The sequence below is a fragment of the Streptomyces sp. NPDC093085 genome (assembly GCF_040683935.1).
Classification (GTDB): Bacteria; Actinomycetota; Actinomycetes; order Streptomycetales; family Streptomycetaceae; genus Streptomyces.
In genome coordinates, this window is the sequence record NZ_JBFBFB010000006.1 from 244,517 (window position 1) to 267,447 (window position 22,931).

16 protein-coding genes are annotated in these 22,931 nt (G+C 71.9%); 10 read left to right on the forward strand and 6 right to left on the reverse strand.

The annotated features are described in order from the left end of the window. Positions 1 to 7: 7 nt before the first annotated feature. Together pruA and AB0O07_RS19815 are read left to right on the forward strand one after the other, a co-directional pair. Positions 8 to 1,639 carry an L-glutamate gamma-semialdehyde dehydrogenase gene (pruA, locus tag AB0O07_RS19810; RefSeq protein ID WP_365634858.1) on the forward strand — a complete coding sequence of 544 codons (1,632 nt, stop codon included), beginning with the start codon at positions 8 to 10 and terminating at the stop codon, positions 1,637 to 1,639. A gap of 307 nt (positions 1,640 to 1,946) precedes the next feature. Then, on the forward strand, positions 1,947 to 2,096 hold the full coding sequence (locus AB0O07_RS19815) for a hypothetical protein (RefSeq protein WP_365634861.1): 150 nt from the start codon (positions 1,947 to 1,949) through the stop codon (positions 2,094 to 2,096). Between the two features lie 68 nt (positions 2,097 to 2,164). On the opposite strand, the gene AB0O07_RS19820 is transcribed toward AB0O07_RS19815, so the two are convergent. Continuing rightward, positions 2,165 to 3,742 (reverse strand): metallophosphoesterase family protein, encoded by a 1,578-nt coding sequence (locus AB0O07_RS19820; RefSeq protein WP_365634862.1) that lies wholly within the window; start codon positions 3,740 to 3,742, stop codon positions 2,165 to 2,167. Between the two features lie 152 nt (positions 3,743 to 3,894). Between AB0O07_RS19820 and AB0O07_RS19825 the strand changes: the two genes are divergently transcribed. The 5 genes from AB0O07_RS19825 (at position 3,895) to AB0O07_RS19845 (ending at position 10,763) form a co-directional block, all read left to right on the forward strand. Next, on the forward strand, positions 3,895 to 4,941 hold the full coding sequence (locus AB0O07_RS19825) for a 3-isopropylmalate dehydrogenase (RefSeq protein ID WP_365634865.1): 1,047 nt from the start codon (positions 3,895 to 3,897) through the stop codon (positions 4,939 to 4,941). Positions 4,942 to 5,210: 269 nt separating this feature from the next. Further along, positions 5,211 to 6,323, forward strand: coding sequence for a branched-chain amino acid aminotransferase (locus AB0O07_RS19830; RefSeq protein WP_365634868.1), 1,113 nt, complete (start codon positions 5,211 to 5,213; stop codon positions 6,321 to 6,323). 427 nt (positions 6,324 to 6,750) lie between these two features. Beyond that, a complete protein-coding gene (gene cimA / locus AB0O07_RS19835; protein ID WP_365634871.1) occupies positions 6,751 to 8,358 on the forward strand; it encodes a citramalate synthase in 1,608 nt (535 codons plus the stop codon). 185 nt (positions 8,359 to 8,543) lie between these two features. Beyond that, complete coding sequence (locus AB0O07_RS19840; RefSeq protein ID WP_365634873.1) at positions 8,544 to 9,920, forward strand: hypothetical protein; 1,377 nt, start codon at positions 8,544 to 8,546, stop codon at positions 9,918 to 9,920. A 333-nt stretch (positions 9,921 to 10,253) separates the two neighbouring features. Beyond that, complete coding sequence (locus tag AB0O07_RS19845) at positions 10,254 to 10,763, forward strand: hypothetical protein (protein ID WP_365634876.1); 510 nt, start codon at positions 10,254 to 10,256, stop codon at positions 10,761 to 10,763. Positions 10,764 to 10,881: 118 nt separating this feature from the next. Here the strand turns inward: AB0O07_RS19845 and AB0O07_RS19850 are convergent, their stop codons facing one another. Continuing rightward, positions 10,882 to 12,087, reverse strand: a complete 1,206-nt coding sequence (locus AB0O07_RS19850; RefSeq protein ID WP_365634879.1) for a glycoside hydrolase family 64 protein — start codon at positions 12,085 to 12,087, stop codon at positions 10,882 to 10,884. 534 nt (positions 12,088 to 12,621) lie between these two features. Here AB0O07_RS19850 and AB0O07_RS19855 point away from each other — a divergent pair. The 3 genes from AB0O07_RS19855 to AB0O07_RS19865 all read left to right on the forward strand — a co-directional run bounded on the left by AB0O07_RS19855 (position 12,622) and on the right by AB0O07_RS19865 (position 17,124). After that, positions 12,622 to 15,030 carry a polysaccharide lyase 8 family protein gene (locus tag AB0O07_RS19855; RefSeq protein ID WP_365634881.1) on the forward strand — a complete coding sequence of 803 codons (2,409 nt, stop codon included), beginning with the start codon at positions 12,622 to 12,624 and terminating at the stop codon, positions 15,028 to 15,030. 235 nt (positions 15,031 to 15,265) lie between these two features. Next, on the forward strand, positions 15,266 to 16,849 hold the full coding sequence (locus AB0O07_RS19860) for an acyl-CoA carboxylase subunit beta (protein ID WP_365634884.1): 1,584 nt from the start codon (positions 15,266 to 15,268) through the stop codon (positions 16,847 to 16,849). A gap of 68 nt (positions 16,850 to 16,917) precedes the next feature. Continuing rightward, positions 16,918 to 17,124, forward strand: a complete 207-nt coding sequence (locus tag AB0O07_RS19865) for an acyl-CoA carboxylase epsilon subunit (protein WP_365634886.1) — start codon at positions 16,918 to 16,920, stop codon at positions 17,122 to 17,124. Between the two features lie 195 nt (positions 17,125 to 17,319). Here the strand turns inward: AB0O07_RS19865 and AB0O07_RS19870 are convergent, their stop codons facing one another. From AB0O07_RS19870 to AB0O07_RS19885, 4 genes are all read right to left on the reverse strand, one after another. Beyond that, entirely contained in the window at positions 17,320 to 17,901 is a 582-nt protein-coding gene (locus AB0O07_RS19870) for an ATP/GTP-binding protein (protein WP_031229389.1), read from the reverse strand. After that, positions 17,882 to 18,577, reverse strand: coding sequence for a DUF742 domain-containing protein (locus AB0O07_RS19875; protein ID WP_365634888.1), 696 nt, complete (start codon positions 18,575 to 18,577; stop codon positions 17,882 to 17,884). The genes AB0O07_RS19870 and AB0O07_RS19875 overlap by 20 nt, the downstream gene beginning before the upstream one ends. Positions 18,578 to 18,682: 105 nt before the next feature. Further along, entirely contained in the window at positions 18,683 to 19,096 is a 414-nt protein-coding gene (locus AB0O07_RS19880) for a roadblock/LC7 domain-containing protein (protein WP_010984131.1), read from the reverse strand. 10 nt (positions 19,097 to 19,106) lie between these two features. Beyond that, positions 19,107 to 22,754: a nitrate- and nitrite sensing domain-containing protein gene (locus tag AB0O07_RS19885; RefSeq protein ID WP_365634890.1), complete on the reverse strand. Its 3,648-nt coding sequence runs from the start codon at positions 22,752 to 22,754 to the stop codon at positions 19,107 to 19,109. Positions 22,755 to 22,931 lie beyond the last annotated feature (177 nt).

The following is a 22,931-nucleotide window of genomic DNA, read 5'->3' on the forward strand; positions in this document are numbered from 1 at the left end:
GGCCCCCATGGACGCTGTGACCCAGGTTCCCGCGCCGGTCAACGAGCCGGTGCACGGCTACGCCCCCGGTACGCCCGAGCGGGCCCGGCTGGAGGCCCGGCTCAAGGAGCTGGCCGAGAATCCGGTCGACCTGCCGATGACCATCGGCGGCGAGAAGCGGATGGGCGGCGGCGAGCGCGTCGACGTCGTCCAGCCGCACAACCACCGCGCCGTCCTGGGGACGTTCGCCGGCGCCACCGAGCGGGACGCCCAGGACGCCGTGGACGCCGCGCTCGCCGCCGCCCCGGCCTGGCGCGCGACCGCCTTCGACGACCGCGCCGCGATCATCCTGCGGGCCGCCGAACTCCTCGCCGGCCCCTGGCGCGAGAAGCTCGCCGCGGCGACGATGCTCGGCCAGTCCAAGACCGCCCAGCAGGCCGAGATCGACTGTCCCTGCGAGCTGGTCGACTTCTGGCGCTTCAATGTGAAGTACGCCCGTGACCTGCTCGCCGAGCAGCCGCCCGCCAACTCCCCGGGCGTCTGGAACCGGCTCGACCACCGCCCCCTCGAAGGCTTCGTCTACGCGATCACGCCCTTCAACTTCACCGCGATCGCCGGCAACCTGCCGACCGCGCCCGCGCTGATGGGCAATGTGGTGGTCTGGAAGCCCTCCCCGACCCAGACCCTCGCCGCCGTACTGCTGATGGAGCTGCTGGAGGAGGCGGGGCTGCCCCAGGGCGTCATCAACCTGGTGACCGGCGACGGCCTCGCCGTCTCCGAGGTGGCGCTGACCCACCCCGAACTCGCCGGCATCCACTTCACCGGCTCGACCAGGACCTTCCAGCACCTGTGGAAGACGGTCGGCGCCAACATCGAGACGTACCGCTCCTACCCGCGCATCGTCGGCGAGACCGGCGGCAAGGACTTCGTCGTCGCCCACCCGAGTGCCGACCGGGCGGTCCTGAAGACGGCGCTGACCCGGGGCTCCTTCGAGTACCAGGGCCAGAAGTGCTCGGCCTCCTCCCGCGCCTACATCCCCGCGTCGATCTGGAACGACGGATTCCGGGAGGAGTTCGCCGCCGAGGTCGAGGGCATCACCATGGGCGACGTCACCGACCTGACCAACTTCATCGGCGCCGTCATCGACGAGCGGGCCTTCGCCAAGAACAAGGCCGCCATCGACCGCGCCGCCGCCGACCCGAGCTGCGCCATCGTCGCCGGCGGCACGTACGACGACTCGGTCGGCTACTTCGTCCGGCCCACCGTCATCGTCTGCACCGACCCGGAGAACGAGGTCTTCACCACCGAGTACTTCGGCCCGATCCTCGCGGTGCACGTCTACGACGACGCCGACTACGACGCCGTGCTCGACCAGATGGAGTCGGTCTCCGCCTACGCGCTCACCGGCGCCGTCATCGCGGGCGACCGGGCCGCCGCCGTCCGCACCATGGAGAAGCTCCGGTACGCGGCCGGGAACTTCTACATCAACGACAAGTCGACCGGCGCGGTCGTCGGCCAGCAGCCCTTCGGCGGCGGCCGGGCCTCCGGCACCAACGACAAGGCGGGCGCCCCGCAGAACCTGATGCGCTGGACCCTCACCCGCGCCATCAAGGAGAGCCTGGTCCCGCCGACGGAGTACCGCTACCCCCACATGGGCTGACGGGACATCCCGGCCGCAGGGGCCGGCCGGGACGGACGGTGGCCTTCGTGTGTCGAAGGCCACCGTCTCAGATAGTAGGAAGTCCGAGTAATCGTGAAGACAGGGCGGCCCGCCTCGCTTAGCTTGGAAGAGCCGAACGTCTCGCTCCATCGAGCGAACGGCGGTCGAGGCACGTGCCCCCACACAGGTGACCCCTGTCGCGCTGGCCTCCCGCCCCTTTCGGTCCTTCATGGACGCATCCCCGGCAGGCCCGCGCGGCCCGCTCGCCCGAGGCGTCCGTCTGAGCCGAGCGAAGGAGCCGACCGCCATGGCCGAGACCGCCGCCGTCCGACGTGTCCGTCGTACGCCCCGTACCCCGCACTCCGCCGCTGCCGCCGACGCCGAGCGGAAGAACGCGGCCGCCGCCCTCCAGCGCGCCCTCGACCGCAGGGACAACGGCGGCGCGACCGGCCACTGACGCCCGTCACCGGCCTGCCGCGCCGCGCGACGGTGGCGCCGCGCCGCGCGACCGCGCCGCCGTGAGCCTCAGCGCGTGATCGTGAAGTGGTCCACCCGGTGGCCCGTCTCCGCGAGCGCGCTGACCTTCAGCGCGGGCCGCGCCCCCGTCGTCACCTCGACGGCGAGGAACGAGAACCCGGTGTAGCGCACCCGCGACCACTCCACCGTCTCGGTCGCCTTCGCACCGCCCTCGGCCCAGTGGTACGAGTCCACCGACTCGACGTCCGCGACATGGCCCTCGTAGCTGTCCGGCACGGGGAAGTCGTAGAGCGCCTTGCCCGCGCCGCCCGCCGTCACGTACACGATCCCGTCCCGCACCGAGCTCACCGACGCGCCCACCGGGACCCGGCGCCCGACCGCGCCGCCCCGGAGCGCGTCCGTCCGCTCGTACACATGGTTGTGGCCGTTGACGACCAGATCGACCCGGTGCTTGTCGAAGAGCGGCACCCACGCGTCGCGCACCCCGCCGTCCGAGGCGTGCGCGTTGGTCGTCGAGAAGGCGCAGTGGTGGAAGAAGACCACGATGAAGTCGATCCCCTTGTCCCGGCGCAGCTCGCCCAGGCGCCGGTCCAGCCAGCGCGTCTGCGCCCCGCCGGTGTACCCCGTGTTGGCCCGGATCTCGTTCGAGACATCGTTGGCGTCCAGCGCCACCACGCCCACATTGCCGTACGTGAACGAGTAGACCCCCGGCGCGTTCACCGGGTCGATCCCGCCGCCCGGCAGCGTCCACCGCGCGTTCTGCCCGCCGTAGCCGTGCGGCGAGTACCAGGCCTCCATGTCGTGGTTCCCGGTGGTCACCATCCACGGGACCCGCGCCGCCACCGACTCGGTCTGGGCGAGGAACTGGTCCCACACCCGCGCGTCGTACACGTCCGTCTCCCGGCCCTGGCCGCTGGTGTCCGCGTAGCAGATGTCGCCCGCGTGGAGGTGGAAGACCGGGTTCTGGCCCAGGATCAACTGGTCGTTGGCGAGCGCGTCGTACGAGACGCCCTGGTCGCCGAAGGCGGTGAAGACGAACGGACCGGGGTGCGCCGGAGCCGTACGGAAGGACGCGACCGTCCCCAGGTTCCCCGGGTCCGCCGGGTCGAAGCCGGTGTGGCCGATGCCGTAGTAGTACGTCGTACCGGGACGGAGCCGCTCCAGCGAGGCGTGCAGATAGTACTGGTCCACGGCGGGCAGCTTCGCGGTGAGCGCCGGCGTGTGCAGCGCCCGGACCTCGGCGGGGATCTTCCGGTCCAGCTCCCAGGGCTTCAGCCCCACCCGCAGATACGGGTCCCTCACCGGCAGCGGCACCTGCCAGGAGACCGCCATCATGGTCTTCGGGTCGGCGCCGAAGGCGAGATGGCGGCCGAACGGGGCCACCAGCGCCCCGTCGACCCGGCCCGCGGCGGCCGTCGAGGGCAGGAAGCCGGGGGCGGGGAGCGTCGTCCTCGCCGTCGCTGAGCTGGCGCCCAGCAGCCCGGCGCCCGCCACGGTGGAGGCGGCGACGGTCCCGGCACGCAGCAGCCCGCGCCGGCCGATCCTGGCCCGCAGGTACTCGTGCTGTTCCGGCATGGTCATACGCGAGGCGAGAGGGTCGGGAATCCCGACGCGGGGAGTTTCCATGACCAGACGGTGACACCGACCGATGGCGGAAGTCTGTATTGAACGCGTCGAAACGGCGGCACAAGAGACGTCCATGCGGTGACAGGTTCGCCATGTGTCCACAGAATGGACGCACCGTGTCAGCCGCTGGGACGGGCGGGTAAGGTGCCGACATGTCTCGCAGCCTCAATCTCGCAGTGATCCCCGGTGACGGCATCGGTCAGGAGGTCGTCGCCCAGGGCCTGAAGGTCCTGACCGCGGTGCTCCCGCAGGATGTGAAGCTGGAGACCAAGGAGTACGACCTCGGCGCGCGCCGCTGGCACCGGACCGGGGAGACCCTCCCGGAGACGGAGCTGGAGGCCCTCAAGGGGCACGACGCCATCCTCCTCGGCGCGATCGGCGACCCGTCCGTGCCCTCCGGCGTCCTGGAGCGCGGGCTGCTGCTCAAGCTGCGCTTCGCCTTCGACCACTACGTCAACCTGCGTCCGTCGAAGCTCTTCCCCAGCACGGAGACCCCGCTGGCCGGCCGCCCGGACATCGACTTCGTCGTCGTCCGCGAGGGCACCGAGGGACCGTACACCGGCAACGGCGGTTCGCTGCGCACCGGTACGCCCGCCGAGGTGGCCACCGAGGTGAGCCTCAATACGGCGTACGGCGTGGAGCGGGTCGTCCGGGACGCGTACGAGCGGGCGAACTCCCGCCCCCGCAGGAAGCTGACGCTGGTCCACAAGACCAACGTCCTCGTCCACGCGGGCCACCTGTGGAAGACCATCTTCGACCGGGTCGGGCAGGAGTACCCCGAGGTCACCACCGACTATCTGCATGTCGACGCCGCGACGATCTTCTTCGTCACCCAGCCGGAGCGCTTCGACGTGATCGTCACCGACAACCTCTTCGGTGACATCCTCACCGACCTCGCCGCTGCCGTGACCGGCGGCATCGGCCTGGCCGCGTCCGCGAACATCAACCCGGACCGCACCTTCCCGTCCATGTTCGAGCCGGTCCACGGCTCGGCACCGGACATCGCGGGCCAGGGCAAGGCCGACCCCACGGCCACCGTCCTGTCCGTCGCCCTGCTCCTGCGCCACCTCGGCTTCGACGCCGAGGCCGGCCGGATCGAGGAGGCCGTCGCCGCCGACCTCGCCGGACGTGACGGTACGGCGTCCCCGCGTACCACCGACGAGATCGGCGACGCGCTCGCCGTACGCGTAGCGAGCTGACCCGTCGACTCACCGCAGCCGCCGGGTCCACTGGAACCCGGCGGCCGCGTCGTGCTGTGCGGCCACCGGGATCCCGGCGGGAGGCGCCGACATCTCTCCGGCGCTTCCCTCCCGACACTTCCCGGACCGCACTCACCCCTGTTCTCCCCGCCGCACCCCCCGAGTGATAATCGCCAGTGGGCCGCGGCATGCGGGAATGCTCGGACGTCCTATCAGCAGTAGCGGCGTGAGCGCGGTCCATCACACCCACACGTGAAGGACGAGTATTCATGACCACGCCAGCCACCACACCGACCACCGGTCTCACGATCGAACTGAAGCCCTCCGCCCACCCGCTGCCGGCCGCGGAGCGCGCGGCGGCCCTCGCCGCCCCGGGCTTCGGCCGGTACTTCACCGACCACATGGTGACGATCCGGTGGACCGAGGGCCGGGGGTGGCACGACGCCCAGCTCGTGCCGTACGGGCCGCTCCCGCTCGACCCGGCCACCATGACGCTCCACTACGCGCAGGAGATCTTCGAGGGGCTCAAGGCGTACCGCATGGCCGACGGGTCGGTCGCCACCTTCCGCCCCCACGCCAACGCCGAACGGTTCCAGCGCTCGGCCCGCCGGATCGCCATGCCGGAGCTGCCCACCGAGACCTTCATCGCGGCGTGCGACGCGCTCGTCCAGCAGGACAAGGCGTGGGTCCCCGCGCACGGCGGCGAGGAGTCCCTCTACCTCCGCCCGTTCATGATCGCGACCGAGGCCGGCCTCGGGGTCCGCCCCGCGAACGAGTACCTCTTCCTGGTCATCGCCTCGCCCGCCGGCGCCTACTTCCCGGGCGGGGTGAAGCCGGTCTCCGTCTGGCTCTCCGAGAACTACGTCCGCGCCGTCCCGGGCGGCATCGGCGACGCCAAGACCGGCGGCAACTACGCGGCATCCCTGCTCGCCCAGGCCGAGGCGGCGGAGAAGGGGTGCGACCAGGTGGTCTGGCTGGACGCGCTGGAGCACCGCTGGGTCGAGGAGATGGGCGGGATGAACCTGTACTTCGTGTACGGGGACCGCATCGTCACCCCGCGGCTCAACGGTTCGCTGCTCGCCGGGATCACCCGGGACTCCCTGCTCACCCTCGCGGACGAGCTGGGCTACACCTCCGAGGAGGGCCGGATCTCCACGGAGGAGTGGCGCCGCGACACCGAGAACGGCACCCTCACCGAGGTCTTCGCCTGCGGTACGGCCGCGGTGATCACCCCGGTCGGCACCGTGAAGTCGGCGGGCGGCGAGTGGACCCAGTCGGGCGGCCAGCCCGGCGAGGTCACCATGAAGCTGCGCCGGGCGCTGCTCGACATCCAGCGGGGCACCGCGCCCGACCTGCACGGCTGGATGCACCGGCTGGGCTGAGCCGCCGGGGCCCGTGTCCGGCCGGGGAGCCCCGGCCGGACACGGGCGGCCCGTCCGCCGCTTGCTCGCCCCCCCTGCTCGTCCGTGCCATCCGCCCTGTCCGTGCCATCCGCCCCGTCCGCCCCCGCCCGCACCGTCCGTATCGCCCGTTCCGTTCGTATCGTGAGACGGGTCTTTCCGGACGGGCGAGACATGCGAAAATCGGCCCGTGCTCTCGTTCGCCATGATTATCGGCAGCAAGCGCGCCGGTCCGCGGTGACCGCCCCGTACCACCCGTACGGCGCGGACACTTTGCCCGGACCCGCGCGCAGACCTCTCGCACCCGCGAGGGGTTTTTTCGTTTTCCGGCCCACCACGGCCGAAAGCGACCGGCACGCGATGATGGGCAAGTGGAGCCAGACCTTCCACTCGACAGGAGCAGTCCACCATGACCACAGAGTCCACGGCCGCCGACGACGGTTTCCATGTCTTCGACACGACGCTGCGCGACGGTGCGCAGCGTGAGGGCATCAACCTGACCGTCGCCGACAAGCTGGCCATCGCCCGGTACCTGGACGACTTCGGCGTGGGCTTCATCGAGGGCGGCTGGCCCGGCGCCAACCCCCGGGACACCGAGTTCTTCGCCCGGGCCCGGCAGGAGATCACCTTCCGCCACGCCCAGCTCGTCGCGTTCGGCTCCACCCGCCGCCCCGGCGCCAAGGCCGCCGAGGACCCGCAGGTCAGGGCGCTGGTCGAGTCGGGCGCCCCGGTGGTGACGCTGGTCGCCAAGGCCCATGACCGCCATGTCGAGCTGGCCCTGCGCACCACGCTGGACGAGAACATCGCGATGGTCCGCGACACCGTCTCCCACCTGCGCGAGCAGGGCCGGCGGGTCTTCGTCGACTGCGAGCACTTCTTCGACGGCTACCGCGCCAACCCCGAGTACGCCAAGTCCGTCGTCCGCGCCGCCGCCGAGGCCGGCGCCGATGTGGTCGTCCTCTGCGACACCAACGGCGGCATGCTCCCCGCCCAGATCCAGGCGGTCGTCTCCACCGTCCTCGCCGACACCGGCGCCCGGCTCGGCATCCACGCCCAGGACGACACCGGCTGTGCCGTCGCCAACACGCTCGCGGCGGTGGACGCGGGCGCCACGCATGTGCAGTGCACGGCGAACGGGTACGGCGAGCGCGTCGGCAACGCCAACCTCTTCCCCGTCGTCGCCGCGCTGGAGCTCAAGTACGACCAGCGGGTGCTGCCCGAGGGCGCGCTCGCCGAGATGACCCGGATCTCGCACTCCATCGCCGAGATCGTCAACCTCGCTCCCTCCACCCATCAGCCGTACGTGGGCGTGTCGGCCTTCGCCCACAAGGGCGGCCTGCATGCCTCGGCGATCAAGGTGGACCCGGACCTCTACCAGCACATCGCCCCCGAGCGGGTCGGCAACTCCATGCGGATGCTCGTCTCCGACATGGCGGGCCGCGCCTCCGTCGAGCTCAAGGGCAAGGAACTCGGCATCGACCTCGGCGGCGACCGCGACCTGGTCGGCCGCGTCGTGGGCCGGGTCAAGGAGCAGGAGCTCAAGGGCTACACGTACGAGGCCGCCGACGCCTCCTTCGAGCTGATGCTCCGCGCGGAGGTGGAGGGCCGGCCGCGCCAGTACTTCCGTACGGAGTCCTGGCGGGCCATCGTCGAGGACCGCCCCGACGGCACCCATGCCAACGAGGCCACGGTGAAGCTCTGGGCCAAGGGCGAGCGCATCGTCGCCACGGCGGAGGGGAACGGCCCCGTCAACGCGCTGGACCGGGCGATGCGGGTGGGCCTGGAGCGGATCTACCCGCAGCTCGCCAAGTTGGAGCTGGTCGACTACAAGGTCCGCATCCTGGAGGGCCGCTCCGGCACCGAGTCCACCACCCGCGTCCTCGTCACCACGAGCGACGGCACGGGGGAGTGGTCGACGGTGGGCGTCGCGGAGAACGTCATCGCCGCGTCCTGGCAGGCCCTGGAGGACGCCTACACCTACGGCCTGCTGCGCGCGGGCATCGAACCGGCGCGGTAGGACCTGCCCGCGACGGGACGGGCGGCCGGGGTGCCGGAGGGGACGGGCGGCCGGGGCCGGGGTGCCGGGCCGGGGGCCCGGGCCGGGATGCCGGGCCGGGGTGTCGCAGGGGGTGTCGGGATACCTGCGTATTTTGCCGCCTCTTTGCCCGTCCGTTCCCGCTCGCGTTCGGGTAGCGTCGAGGCATGAGGCCGAGGCTGTTTTCTTTTCTGTTCGGATCGCTTCTCGCACTGTCGGCGACCGCTTTTGTCGCGGCGCCCGCCGCGCACGCCGCCGACACCGGCCCCCAGGCGGTGGCCGATGCTCTGAAGAAGGGCCCCGTCTACGTCGATCCGGGCGCCAAGGACCAGCTCTCGGCCGCCCAGGCCGACGCCCTGGCCAAGAAGATCAAGGACGCGGACAAGCCGCTCTTCGTCGCGGTGGTGCCGGACAACGCGGAGTTCCCCGCGGCGACCCTGCTCCGTACCGTACGGACCGCCACCGGTGTGACCGGCGTCTACGCCATCCGCCTCGGGGACCGTTTCGACGCGGGCGCCGATCCGTCCGCCCTCTCCCGCCAGGCCGTCTCGAACCTGGTCGCCGGGGTGAAGGCGGGCAGCGCCCCGGTCGACGCCGCCACCCAGCTCGACAACTTCGTCGACCAGGCGCTCCCGCAGACCCGTGGCCACGCGCCGGCCTCCTGGGACGAGGGCGCGGGCGACGAGGGCGGCGGCACTTCGTCCACCGGGTGGATCGTGCTCGGCTCGGCCGTCGTGCTGGGCGGCGGCGGGGCGTACGCGGTCGCGCGCAGGAACCGCCGCAAGCGGGAGGAGAGCGAGCGGCAGGCGCTGGAGCAGCTCCGGGTCGTCGTGGACGAGGACATCACCGCCTTCGGCGAGGAGCTGGACCGGCTCGACTTCCACCCCGGCGAGCGCGGCGCCGACGACGCGATGCGCACCGACTACGAGCACGCGCTGGACGCGTACGAGCGTGCCAAGGCCCGGATGGGCGAGGCCCGGCGCCCCGACGACGTACGCGGCGTGACCGAGGCGCTGGAGGACGGCCGCTTCTCGCTGGCGACGCTGGCCGCCCGCCGTACCGGCGCCCCGCTGCCCGAGCGCCGCTCGCCCTGCTTCTTCGACCCGCGCCACGGTCCCTCCACCACGGACGCCGAGTGGTCGCCCGAGCCCGGCGCCGCCCGGCGCGCGGTGCCGGTCTGCGCGGCGGACGCGGCGCGGCTGGCGGACGGCGAGGAGCCGATGACCCGCACCGTCCAGACCGACCAGGGGCCCCGCCCGTACTGGGACGCTGGCCCGGCGTACGGCCCGTGGGCCGGCGGCTACTTCGGCGGCGGGATGCTGTCGGGGCTGCTGATGGGCACGATGCTCGGCTCGATGATGGCGGGCCCCGCGTACGCGGCGGACTTCGGCGGCGGGGACACCTCCGGCTTCGAGGGCGGCGACTACTCCGGCGCGGACTTCAACCCGAACGACTTCGGCGGCGGATTCGGCGGCGGCGGAGGGGACTTCGGGGGCGGCGGGGACTTCGGCGGGGGCGGCGGCTTCGACGGCGGAGGCTTCTGAGGCGCCCGGCGCGCCCGCGACGGCGGGCCCGGCATCCGCGGGGTCCGGTCAGGACGGCGAGAGCCGTTCCCGGCCGGACCCCGTTGGTATGGGGTGGGGCGAGGGGCGCCGCGCTCTCTCGTTGCTCTCTCGTTCAAAGGCCAATGGAGTCAAGCTCGTTCAAAGATCAACGGAATCACGGGATGTGCACGTCATGTACGCGTCATATTCATGTGCGGAGTCCGTGGCACCTCTGGCGGACGCGCGTAGACATCCGGCAGGATCGGCCGCGCACCGCCCTGCTCCACCGCACCGCCTCCCCATCACGGTCTCCAGCAGGAGGAACCTCCCCCCATGAAGATCCGCTCCGTCCTCACCGCGCTCGCCCTGGTCCTGGGCGCGCTCTTCGCCCCCGGCTTCGGCGTGTTCAGCACCGCCACGGACGCCCAGGCCGCCACGAAGATCACGCACGCCACGGCCACGTCGATGTTCAGCGCGTCCGGTATCGGCTGGACCTCCTCCGGCAACTGCTCCAACCGGAACGTCGCGACCTGTACCTCGTTCGACCAGCTCAACCTGGACACGGCCAAGGGCGCGCAGACCCTGAGGAGCGCCTCGGGCTGCGCCCTGACCATCACCGGCGGTACCGAGACCGGGCACGCGAGCGGCACGTACTCGCACTGGAACGGCTACAAGCTCGACTTCAGCAAGGCCACCTGCCTCACCAACTACGTGAAGAACACGTTCACGTACATCGGGCTGCGCGGCGACGGCTACCCGCAGTGGAAGTCCGGCGCCGGCAACCTCTACGCGGACGAGGGCAACCACTGGGACGTCACGTACTACAACTGCGGCGGCTGCTGAGCCGAGGCGCCCCGCGGAACACCTCCGCGGAACACACGACGGTGCCCCGTCCCCGCCGGCCATGACGCCGGGGACGGGGCACCGTCGTAGGCCCGCTGCCGCCCTCTCGCTCCCGCCGTCAGGAGCCGACGGTGACCGTCCAGCGGCGCGGGTTGCCGTCGTGCGCCGCGCCCGAGACATCCGGCTGGCCCTCGGCCTGGACGTCGTCGTACGGGAAGGCGTAGCCGACCGGGTTGTGCTCGTGCACGATCCGGGCGTAGTGGTTGGTCGCCTCGTCGAGGTAGTAGTCCGCCGCCGTGAGACCGTTCGGGGTCTGGGCGTGGGTGAGCAGCGTGGAGCGGGTGAACGCGGCGCCGAGCCGGGCCAGCAGCCCCTTCTTCTCGTCCGAGTCGGCCGGGTTGTTGGCGAACGGACCGCTGTTGCAGGTGAAGATGTCCATCGAGGTCGGCTTGGCGAAGGTGTGCCCGCCGTTGAAGGTGAGCGTGTCGCCCTCGACCCGGCCGGTGAACACGCCCCGGCCGCCCTGGAGGTCGACCGACAGGTCGGTGGACCGGTACTTCTCCCAGACCCGGTCGGCGTAGCCGGCGAAGACCCCGTCGAAGCCGGTCTGGCCGGGCACGTTCTGCGGCGAGATGATACGGAGCACCTGGCCGTCGCCGTTGCGCAGGATCAGCTTGTCCCACGGGTAGCCGTCCTTCGCCGCCTGGGCGGTGAGCCCGTCCGCGATCCGGTCCAGCGCGCCCTCGGGCAGCGGGGCGACCGTGTGGGTGGCGTCGCCCTCCAGCGAGATGCCGATGGGCAGCGCCGTCACCAGGTCGACATAGCTGATGTTGGAGAAGAGCTGGTCCGAGTTGAAGGTGAACTCGCAGAACGACCAGGTACGGCCGTAGTTGGGGTCGGCGGGCGTCGCGAACGCCGGCTCGACCAGGGCCGGGCCCGGGTTGAGGAAGAAGTCCAGCTTGTCGTCGCGCACGAAGTAGACGCGGGCGCCGAACATCTGCGGCAGCCGTAGCACGACGGGCGCGCCGCCCGCCGGGTTGAGCGGGATGGCGCAGTCGACCGGGAGCGGGGTGAGCGGGCTGCCGGGGGACTCCGGCCGGTAGACGCCGCCGTCGGCGCGGAGCAGCACCCAGTCGCCCGTGGCGCCGTCGTGCCCGGTGACATACGCGTTGACCGAGCCGGGCAGCGACTTGTTCTGCAGGGCGAGTTCACAGGTCTCCGGCGCCGCGGAGGCGTGGGGGCTGAGAGCGCTTCCCCACACGGGGTAGGTGAGCGCTGTCGCCGCGGCGGCCGTGCCGGTGAGGAACAGTCGGCGGGATATCACGGAAGAACTCCAGATATGTGGGGGGCACGAGGGCGCGGCGGGTGGGAGGAGGCGCCCAGCGTGGCCCCCCAGCCTCGCTGCGGGTGGGGAACGAGTCAAGTAGTGGGACTGAGAGCGCTCTCACACCGTGGGAGAACTGACGCGCCGTCATGCGAGGCTGGAGAGAGCGGCGTTGACGTGAGCGGTACGCCTGGGGAGGCGCCGGGGTCCTGCGGCTGTTGACGTGGGCGGTACGCCAGGGGAAGCGCAGGGGTCCTGCCGCTGTTGACGTGGGCGGTACGCCTGGCGAGGTGCCGGGGTACTGCGCCCGTTGACGTGAGCAGTGCGTCAGGGGAAGCGCTGGCGTCCTGCGCCCGTTGACGTGGGCGGTGCGCCAGGGGCGTGCCCCGCGTCCGGGGCGGTGGACGCGGCGGCGTGACATGCCCGCCGCGCCGTGTCATGACCGCCCCGCCGTGCGGGGGCCGTTGAAAGGCGCCCCGTGCGGTGCTACACCAACGGGCAGCCGTCCGCCCCGCTCTCGCCCCGGGAGGCCCCGTGTCGTCCTCGCCCGTCTGGAGTCGCCGGGGGGTGCTCGGGGTGCTGGCCGCCACCGGGGCCGTACACCTTCCGTACGCGGCCGCCACGGCCTCCGCCGCGCCCCTCGCCCCCGTACCCGACGACCCCTTCGAGGAGCTGCGGCTGCGCTGGGTGGATCTCGCGCTGGGCAGCGGGTACGACCCGGGGGCCGAGCCGTACGCCGCCCGGCTCGCCGAGACCGGGGAGCTGGCCTCGGGGTTCCTGCGTACCATGGAGCCGGCCGCCGGATCGCTCTGGCCGGGGCTGCCGTACGACCCGCCCTCCGGGATCACCCAGAGCTACAGCCGGCTCTGGACCATGACCCGGGCCCACGCCCAGCCCGGCACCGGGCTCACCGGGGACGCCGGGCTGCTCGACGCCGTACGGGGCGGGCTCGACCACCTCGGCGCCACCGTCTACCACCCCGGGACCGCCCCGTACGGCAACTGGTGGGAGTGGCAGATCGGCACCCCCCGGCTCCTCATGGACATCACCGCCGTGCTGTACGACCGGCTCGGCGAGGCGCGGCGCACCGCCGCCACCGCCGCCGTCGACCACTTCATCCCCGACACCCTGCTCACCGAGTACACCGGCACCAGCACCGGCGCCAACCGGGTCGACCTCTGCCGCTCCGTCGCCCTGCGCGGCGTCCTGGGCCGCGCGCCGGAGCGGATCGCGCTCGCCAGGGACGCGCTCTCGCCGGTCTTCCCGTACGTCACCACGGGCGACGGGCTCTACGCCGACGGGTCGTTCGTGCAGCACACCTGGGTCGCCTACTCCGGGACGTACGGCCAGGTCCTGCTGGACGGCCTCGGCCGGCTCCTCGCCCTGCTCGCCGGGTCGCCCTGGGAGGTCACCGACCCGGCCCGGCGCACCGTCCTGGACGGCGTGGAGCGCGCCTTCGCCCCGCTGATCTTCCACGGGCTGATGATGGACAGCGTCAACGGGCGCGCCGTCAGCCGCGGTTATCTGCTGAGCGACGAACGCCGGGTCATGCGGAGCGACCACTTCCATGGCCAGGGCGTGATCGCCGCCATCGCCCTGCTCGCGGGCGCGGCGGACGCCGCCGAGCGCGCCCGCTGGACCGGGCTGCTCAAGGGGTGGATCGAGCGGAACACGGTCGCGCCCGTCCTCACCGCCCGCCAGTTCGACGTCGCCGACCTCGCCCGGCTCCACGCCGTCGCCGCCTCGGAGCTCCCCGCCGCGCCCGAGCCGGTCGGCCACACCCTCTTCGCCGCCATGGACCGGGCCGTCCACCGCCGCCCGGGGTGGGCCGCGAACATCTCCATGGCCTCGGAGCGGATCGCCCACTACGAGTGCGGCAACGGCGAGCATCCGCACGGCTGGCACACCGGATCCGGGATGCTCCTGTGGTGGACCGCCGGACCGGCCGGGACCGGGATCGGGACCGGTGAGGGGACCACCGGCCAGTACACCGACTGGTTCTGGCCCACCGTCGACCCGTACCGCATGCCCGGCACCACCGTCTCCACCCTGCGGCTCGCCGACCGCGCGGGCGGCGAGTGGGGGGAGCCGAAGCCCGCCGTACGGTGGGTCGGCGGCGTCACCGACGGGACGTACGCCGCCGTCGGGCAGCACCTCAAGGGGCTCGGCTCGACCCTGGAGGCCCGTAAGTCCTGGTTCTGCCTCGATGACACCGTCGTCTGCCTCGGCGCCGGGATCACCGCACGGGACGGCGTGCCCGTCGAGACGGTGATCGACAACCGGAACCTGGGCGAGCGGGACCCCGGCGGCTTCACCCTCGACCCCGGCGGCGGGACCCGCCCCCGCTGGGCGCATCTGGCCGGGCACGGCGGCTGGGTCTTCCCCGGGGGCGCGCGGGTACGGACCCTCGCGGAGGCGCGCACCGGCGCGTGGAGCGACATCAACACCACCAGTTCACCCGAACGCCGTACCCGGCGCTACCGGAGCCTCTGGTTCGACCATGGCACCGACCCGGTGGCCGCGTCGTACGCGTATCTGCTGCTCCCCGGCGCCGGCCGGCGCGCCGTGGCCGCCCGCGCCGCCGACCGCCACTGGCTGGACATCCTGGCCAACACGGAGCACGCCCAGGCCGTCGCGGTCCGGCGGCTCGGCTGCGTCGCCGCCAACTTCTGGACCCCGGGAACGGCCGGGCCGCTCTCCGCCACCGCCCCGGCGAGCCTCCTCGCCGTGGAGCGGGGCCGTACCGCCGCCCTGTACGTCGCGGAGCCGCCCCGCACCGGCGCGCCCCTGGAGGTCGTTTGGGACCGCACGCACCGCCCCGTACGCCGCGTCACCGCCCACGACCCCTCCGTCGAGGTCCTGGCGGCGGGGCGTACGGTACGGCTGAGGATCACCCCGGGCACGGCCTGCGCCCGCCACACCTGCACCCTGGAACTGCGCTGAGCGCGGCCGCCACGTCGTACACCGGAAGGCCCGCACGGCTGGAACACCCGCGCGACCGGGACGGCCGACCGGGACGGCCGACCGGTATGGCGGATCCCTACAACCGCCAGGGGGCCCGTGCTGTCCGGTGTCGCCGTCGGAGCCCCCGTTCTGTCCATGCCCACCAGGAATACCCGCGGGAGACTGTGCGGAGTCGACGGCGCGCATTCCTTGGCGGGGTTCGTAGGGTTGGGACATGACCGTAGTGGACGAGACGCCGAGCGAGCCCACCGACGCCCGGGGCCGGGTCGCCGAACTGCACGCCCTGCGCGAGACGGCCCGCCGAGGCCCCAGCGACCGCGCCACCGAGGCCCAGCGCGCCAAGGGCAAGCTCACCGCCCGTGAGCGCATCGAGCTGCTGCTCGACGAAGGATCGTTCAAGGAGGTCGAGCAGCTCCGCCGGCACCGGGCGAGCGGCTTCGGCCTGGAGGCGAAGAAGCCGTACACCGACGGTGTCATCACCGGCTGGGGCACGGTGGAAGGCCGTACGGTCTTCGTCTACGCCCACGACTTCCGGATCTTCGGCGGCGCCCTCGGCGAGGCCCACGCCACCAAGATCCACAAGATCATGGACATGGCCATCTCGGCCGGTGCCCCGCTCGTCTCCCTCAACGACGGCGCGGGCGCCCGGATCCAGGAGGGCGTCTCCGCGCTCGCCGGATACGGCGGCATCTTCCAGCGCAACACCCGCGCCTCCGGCGTCATCCCGCAGATCAGCGTGATGCTCGGCCCCTGCGCGGGCGGCGCGGCCTACAGCCCCGCCCTCACCGACTTCGTCTTCATGGTCCGCGAGACCTCGCAGATGTTCATCACGGGCCCCGACGTCGTCAAGGCCGTGACCGGCGAGGAGATCACCCAGAACGGCCTGGGCGGCGCGGACGTGCACGCCGAGACCTCGGGCGTCGCGCACTTCGCGTACGACGACGAGGAGACCTGCATCGCCGAGGTCCGCTACCTCCTCTCGATGCTCCCGCAGAACAACCGCGAGAACCCGCCCACCGTCCTCTCCGAGGACCCGGCGGACCGCCGCTCCGACGTCCTCCTCGACCTCGTGCCCGCCGACGGCAACCGCCCGTACGACATGCACAAGGTCATCGAGGAACTGGTCGACGACGGCGACTACCTGGAGATCCACGAGCGCTGGGCCCGCAACATCATCTGCGCCCTGGCCCGCCTCGACGGCCAGGTCGTCGGCATCGTCGCCAACCAGCCGCAGTCCCTGGCCGGGGTGCTGGACATCGAGGCATCGGAGAAAGCTGCGCGCTTTGTCCAGATGTGTGATGCTTTTAATATCCCGATCGTCACGTTGCTGGACGTCCCCGGCTTCCTTCCGGGCGTCGACCAGGAGCACGGCGGAATCATCCGGCACGGTGCCAAACTGCTCTACGCCTACTGCAACGCCACCGTGCCGAGGATCTCCCTGATCCTGCGCAAGGCGTACGGAGGCGCGTACATCGTCATGGACTCCCAGTCCATCGGGGCCGACCTGACCTATGCCTGGCCCACCAACGAGATCGCGGTGATGGGCGCCGAAGGTGCCGCCAACGTCATCTTCCGCAAGCAGATCGCCGAGGCCGAGGACTCCGACGCCATGCGCGCCCGCATGGTCAAGGAGTACAAGTCCGAGCTGATGCACCCCTACTACGCCGCGGAGCGCGGCCTCGTCGACGATGTCATCGACCCCGCCGAGACCCGTGAGGTCCTGGTGAGCGCGCTCGCGATGCTCCGTACCAAGCACGCCGACCTGCCGTCCCGCAAGCACGGCAACCCCCCGCAGTGACCCGGCGCCCCGCGCCCGCCGCGCGCCCCGCCGTCGCCGTCCCTGCCGAGACAACGGAGAACGACTCCATGAGTGAAGCCACGAACGACTCCCTGCTGCGCGTCGAGAAGGGCGAGGCCGCCCCGGAGGAACTGGCCGCCCTGACCGCCCTCCTGCTGGCCCGCGCCGCCACCAGGCCGGCCGCCGCCCCGGCCCACCGGGGCCGTTCCACGGCCGGCTGGCGCCGCCTGGAGCGCACCCCCGGCTTCCGCGCCCCGCACAGCTGGCAGGGCTGACCGCCCGCGCCGTACCGTCGCACACGACGAAGCCCCCGCACCGGAGTGCGGGGGCTTTCGTCATGCCGTGATGCCCGTACGGGGCGGACGCGGCCCGGATACGGCCCGGGGCCCGGCTCCGGCCCGGAGGGGCGCCGGTGCCGGGAAAGGCCGGTGCCCGGCGCCGTACGGCACCGGGCATCCGTGGACCGACGCTCAGCGCAGTCGTGCCATGAGGGCGTGTTCGACCAGGGTGATGAGTCCGCTTTTGGCGTCGGCGCGGTGGCGGGCGTCGGTGGTGATGATGGGGGTGTCGGGGCCGATCTGGAGTGCTTCGCGTACTTCGTCGGGGGTGTAGGGCTGGTGTCCGTCGAAGCCGTTGAGGGCGATGACGAAGGGGAGTCCGGAGTTTTCGAAGTAGTCGACGGCGGGGAAGCAGTCGGCGAGGCGGCGGGTGTCGACGAGGACGACGGCGCCGATGGCGCCGCGTACGAGGTCGTCCCACATGAACCAGAAGCGGTCCTGTCCGGGGGTGCCGAAGAGGTAGAGGATGAGGTCTTGGTCGAGGGTGATGCGTCCGAAGTCCATGGCCACGGTGGTGGTGGTCTTGTCTCCGGTGTGGGTGAGGTCGTCGATGCCGGCGGATGCGCTGGTCATGACGGCTTCGGTACGCAGCGGGTTGATCTCTGAGACGGCGCCTACGAACGTGGTCTTGCCCACGCCGAAGCCGCCCGCCACCACGATCTTCGCGCTGGTGGTCGATCGGGCCGCACCGCCGCTAGAGCTTGCGAAGTCCACTGAGCACCCTTTCGAGCAGTGTCACGTCTGGCTGGCCACCGGTGGCCTCGTCGCCACCGGGCTGATGGATGGCTACAAGGCCCGCCTCCGCCAGGTCGGCTACGAGGATCCGGGCCACGCCGAGAGGAATGGAGAGGAGCGCCGATACTTCGGCGACCGATTTGATCTCGAAACACAGCCGGCAGATCCGCTGGTGCTCGGGCAACTGCCCCTGCAACTGCGACGGATCGGCCGTCGTACTGACCAGCGCCTCGATGGCGAGCTGGTAACGCGGCCGGGTCCGGCCGCCGGTCATGGCGTACGGGCGCACCAAGGGATTGTGTGTGCCCATGGAAGGCTCGGCTTCCGGGGAGCGCCGCGGCGGCACCGGCTGGATGCGCGGCTGCCGCGGCTCGTCGTACTCGTACTGCGATGGCGGGGGAGGCTGCTGGTACGGCTGGTGCTGCGGCCCGCCGGGCCCGCCGCCCGGTCCCGGGTGCCCCTGACCGCCGGGACCACCGTGACCGCCGTGACCGCCCTGACCACCGTGGCCCGGTCCGCCCTGTTCATGGCTCTGCCCGCCCTGTCCGACGCTCTGTCCGCTGGGCGTGGAAGGGAAGTTGAACCGGTTCTGGACATGCTCACCCGGAGACCTGGAGCCACCGTCATAAGTATGCCCACCTGGGGGTGTAGCCACGTTTCCTCCTCCGAACCGCCGGGGCGCCGGGCCCGATCCTGGCGGACACCGATACATCCGCGCCACCGCACCCTAATGGTGCGGCGGCCAACAGCGCACTGTCTGTCAGTTCAGCAGACTGCCCTGAAGCTCGGCGCGGAGGTCCGGGGTGAGGACCGTCCCCGCCCGGTCGACCAGGAGGGCCATCTCGTACCCGACGAGGCCGATGTCGGCCTCGGGGTGGGCGAGGACGGCCAGCGAGGAACCGTCGGAGATGGACATCAGGAAGAGGAAGCCGCGCTCCATCTCGACGACCGTCTGGTTCACGGCCCCGCCCTCGAAGATGCGGGACGCGCCCGCGGTCAGCGAGGTCAGCCCCGACGCGACGGCCGCGAGCTGATCGGCGCGGTCGCGGGGGAATCCTTCGGACATGGCCAGCAGGAGTCCGTCGGCGGAGACCACCACGGTGTGGGACACCCCGGGGGTGTTGTCCACAAAGTTGGTGATCAACCAGTTCAGATTCTGCGCCGCCTGGCTCATCGGGCTCACACTAACGCTCCTGGTTGTAGGTACTGCCCGGGCCGCGGCCCGGTCCGTTCGTGTCCGCTCCCGCGTTGCGGCCCCGCTCGACGCCGCGTCGCAGGTTGCTCAGCCTGCCCCGGATGTCCTCCGGGGCACGGGAGACCAGGGGACCGCTGTGCGTGGTCTGCTCCGCGGCGCCCTCGACCAGATTGGCCTTGGGCACCCGACGGGGCAGACCGGACGAGGTGACTCCGCCCGCCTTCGGCTCGCGCAGCTTCTCCGCGCGGTGCCAGCGCTCGTCGTTCCGCGCCCGCCAGTCGTCGTCCGGACCGGCGTCCGCCTGCCCGCCGACACCCTGGCCGGCGCCGCCGAGGAGGCCGCCGCCCGGTCCGCCGCCCTGTCCACCGCCGTTGTTCCGCCCGGCGGTCTCCCCCCGGCCGTTGAGCAGGCCGTTGAGCTGACCGGTGGTCCGGGTGGTGCCGAGACCGTCGCCCGGGGTTTCCCCCGCGCCGCGGCCCTTGTCCTGCTCACTGCCCTGCTCGTCCTGGAAGTCGCTCCCGGTGGTGCCCCGCCCGTTCAGCGCCGTCGACGAGGCCTGTACGGGCGGCTGTCCTTCGCCCTCACCGGTCGGCTGCCACGCCTCCGGCGACCGCGGCTTCTGCGCCTGGCCGCCGCCACGGCGCGGCAGACCCGCGTCCGTCAGCTCGTGACTGGTGCTCGGGGAGGGCCCCGGACGGTTCAAGCCTACGTTGTCCCGGGCGTTCCCGGGAGCGCCGAGGTCCGATTCCGGATCGGCGGGAGGCTCCGAGCCGTACGTCCCGGGGAAACCGTTCCCGTCGCTCCACTCACCCTGGTGGGGCTGGGGGTTGAAGAGATTCTCGTACGAGGACCCGGCGCCCTGCGCGGCGGGGTACGGGGGCTCCGCATACCCCTGCTGGGGCGGGATCCCCGGAAACCCGTCGGAGTGCCCGTACGTCTCGGCGGGCGCGAACGGGTCGCTCCCCGGCGCGAAGGCGTCGGACGGCTGCGCGAAACTGTCCGAAGGCGACGGCTGCGCGAACGCGTCCGCCGGGGGCGGGAACGCCTCCGCCTGCGGCGCGAACGCCTCGTTCCGCTGCGGGAACGCGTCGAAGCCGCCGGTGTCGAACTCCGCCCCGACCGCCCCGGCCGTCCCGGCGGCGGGCTGCTGCGCCCCGTACCCCGTTCCGTACGCCGTCGGGCCCGGCGGGAAGGCGCCGTCCTCGGCCGTGAAGTGCCGCTGCCCGTCCGCCGGGGCCTGGCCGTCCGTCCCGACGGCCGCGCGGCGCTCGTCGCGCTTCTGCGCGCGGTTGACGGGGTCGAGCCGCTCGGCCTGGTCGGCCTGGCCGGACCCCTGCTCCTGCGGCTGCTCGTAGCGCGAGTCGTCGAAGCCCAGCTCCGCCGCCGTCAGCATCGGGGGGCTCGGGAAGGACTGCTGCTCGCTCTCCGGCAGGTTGGGCTGCTCCGGCAGGATCTGCGAGACCGTGAACTCCTCGCCGGAGCCGGCGCCCGCGGCCCCGCCCCCGCCGCCGTGCGTGATCGCGTCCGGCAGCATGACCAGCGAGGTGGTGCCCGCCTGCTCGCCCGAGGGGCGGAGCTGGACCCGTACCCCGTGCCGGTCCGCCAGGCGGCCGACCACGAAGAGGCCCATGCGCTGGGAGACCGTGGCGTCCACCGTCGGCGGGTTGGCCAGCTTGTGGTTGATGTCCGCGAAGTCCTCGGCGGTGAGCCCGATCCCCTTGTCGTGGATCTCGATCATCACCCGGCCGTCCGGCAGCCGTGTCGCGGTGACCCGCACCTTCGTCTGCGGGGAGGAGAACGTGGTGGCGTTCTCCAGCAGCTCGGCGAGGAGATGGACGAGGTCGGTCACGGCCTGGCCGTGGATCTCCGTCTCCGGGACCCCGGTCAGCTCGATGCGCTCGTACGACTCCACCTCGGAGGAGGCCGCGCGCAGGACGTCCACCAGCGGCACCGGCTGGTTCCAGCGGCGCCCCGGCTCCTCGCCCGCGAGGACCAGCAGGTTCTCGCCGTTCCGGCGCATACGGGTGGCCAGGTGGTCCAGCTTGAAGAGGTTTTCGAGCTGGTCCGGGTCGCCCTCGTTGTTCTCCAGATCGGAGATGAGGGTCAACTGGCCTTCGATCAGCGACTGGTTGCGGCGCGAGAGGTTGGTGAAGATCGCGTTGACATTGCCCCGGAGCATGGCCTGCTCGGCGGCGAGCCGTACCGCCTCCCGGTGCACCTGGTCGAAGGCGCGGGCGACCTCGCCTATCTCGTCGCGCGAGTCGATCGGGATGGGCTGCACCCGGGTGTCGACCCGGCCCGGCTCGGCCCGCGAGAGCTGGTCGACCAGCATCGGCAGCCGCTGCTCGGCGATGCCGAAGGCGGCGGTACGGAGCGAGAGCATCGACCGGCTCATCTGCCGCGCCATGATGCCCGCCAGGATGAACGCGGCGAGCAGGGCGACCAGCACCACCGCACCGTTGATGATCGCGTTGTTCCGCGCGTTGTCCGCGATCGACGACGCCTCGGAGACCGCCTTGTCGACGAGGTCCGTCTCGATCGTGTTGTACCCGTCGAACTTGGCGGTGGAGGCCGCCATCCAGGTCTCCGGGGTGATCCCGCGCTGGGCGAGCTGCTCCGGGCTGTCCCCGGAGGCGATCGCCGCCACCATGCCGTCGAAGACGGAGCCGTCCTTGCTCGGCGGGGCGGTGAACTCCTGGCCCGCGGCGGCGGCCTGCTGCTGCGCGGCGGCGATCTTCTTGGTCGCCTCCGCGGTCTGCTCCCGCATGACCTGCTGGAGCTTGACCGCGTCCTCCTGGGTGCCACCGGAGAGGTACTCGCCGATGGCGATGTCCTCCAGATAGGCGTAACTGGAGAAGGCGATCGTCTGACCGCTCCTGACGTCGGCCTTCTGGCTCGGCCGCACCAGCAGGTGCGTACCGATGGAGCGCTGGAGCGACTCGGCGCCCTTGGCCAGCCCGATGGCGTAGACGGTACGGCCGTAACTGGTGATGTTCCCGGTGCCCAGGCCGAGTTCGTTGGCGAACTCCATGAGGGTGTGCTCCAGCGGCACGTACGCCTCTTCGGTGGCGACCGGGCCGCCGTTGCCGCCGCTCTTGTCCGGGGTCTCCACCCCGGCCGTGAACGCGGTCTTGCGGATGTTCTCCAGCGACGGTTCCACGCTGCGGAAGAGCCCGAGCCGGCGTTCGAGGCCCTGCTCGGCGGGCATGTCGCCGACCGCCAGGTCGAACTTCTTCTTCGCCGCGTCCGTCGCCGCGTAGCTCTGGGCGACGACCGGCGCGTCCCGTTTGTTGGTCAGCAACGACTGCGCGGTGAGGTCGCGCTCGTTGAGGAGCGCGTGGCCGTACTCCGAGGCGGCCTTGACGACGAGGGCGGTGCGCTCCGCGTCCTTGGCGGCCTGCCATGTGTCCACCGACGCCTTGACCTGGAAGCCGCCCATGACGAGGCCGACCAGGACGGGGACGAGGAGGATCGCGTAGAGCCGGGTGGTCACCCGCCAGTTGCGCGGCGAGAACCGGCTCGGGCTGCCGGCCGCCGGGGGCGGGCCGGTGGTGACGGCGGGCGCCGCCGCACGCGGCGGCGGGGTGAAGTTGCCCCGCGCCTTCTGCTCCGCGGAGCTTGTCGTGCTTCGCCTCACTCGACCAACAACCTCTCGGCGTCGGCACCTACGCTGTGCCGTGTTTTGTTTCAGGGCCGTAATACTCGGGAGTTCTCGAATTCCAGCACGGGGAACGCTCCCGATCCAAACAGCGGGAACCAGCCATTCCGAGTGGCGGAGGCCTCACCTAAAACGGGCATAGAGAACGAGCCCCGG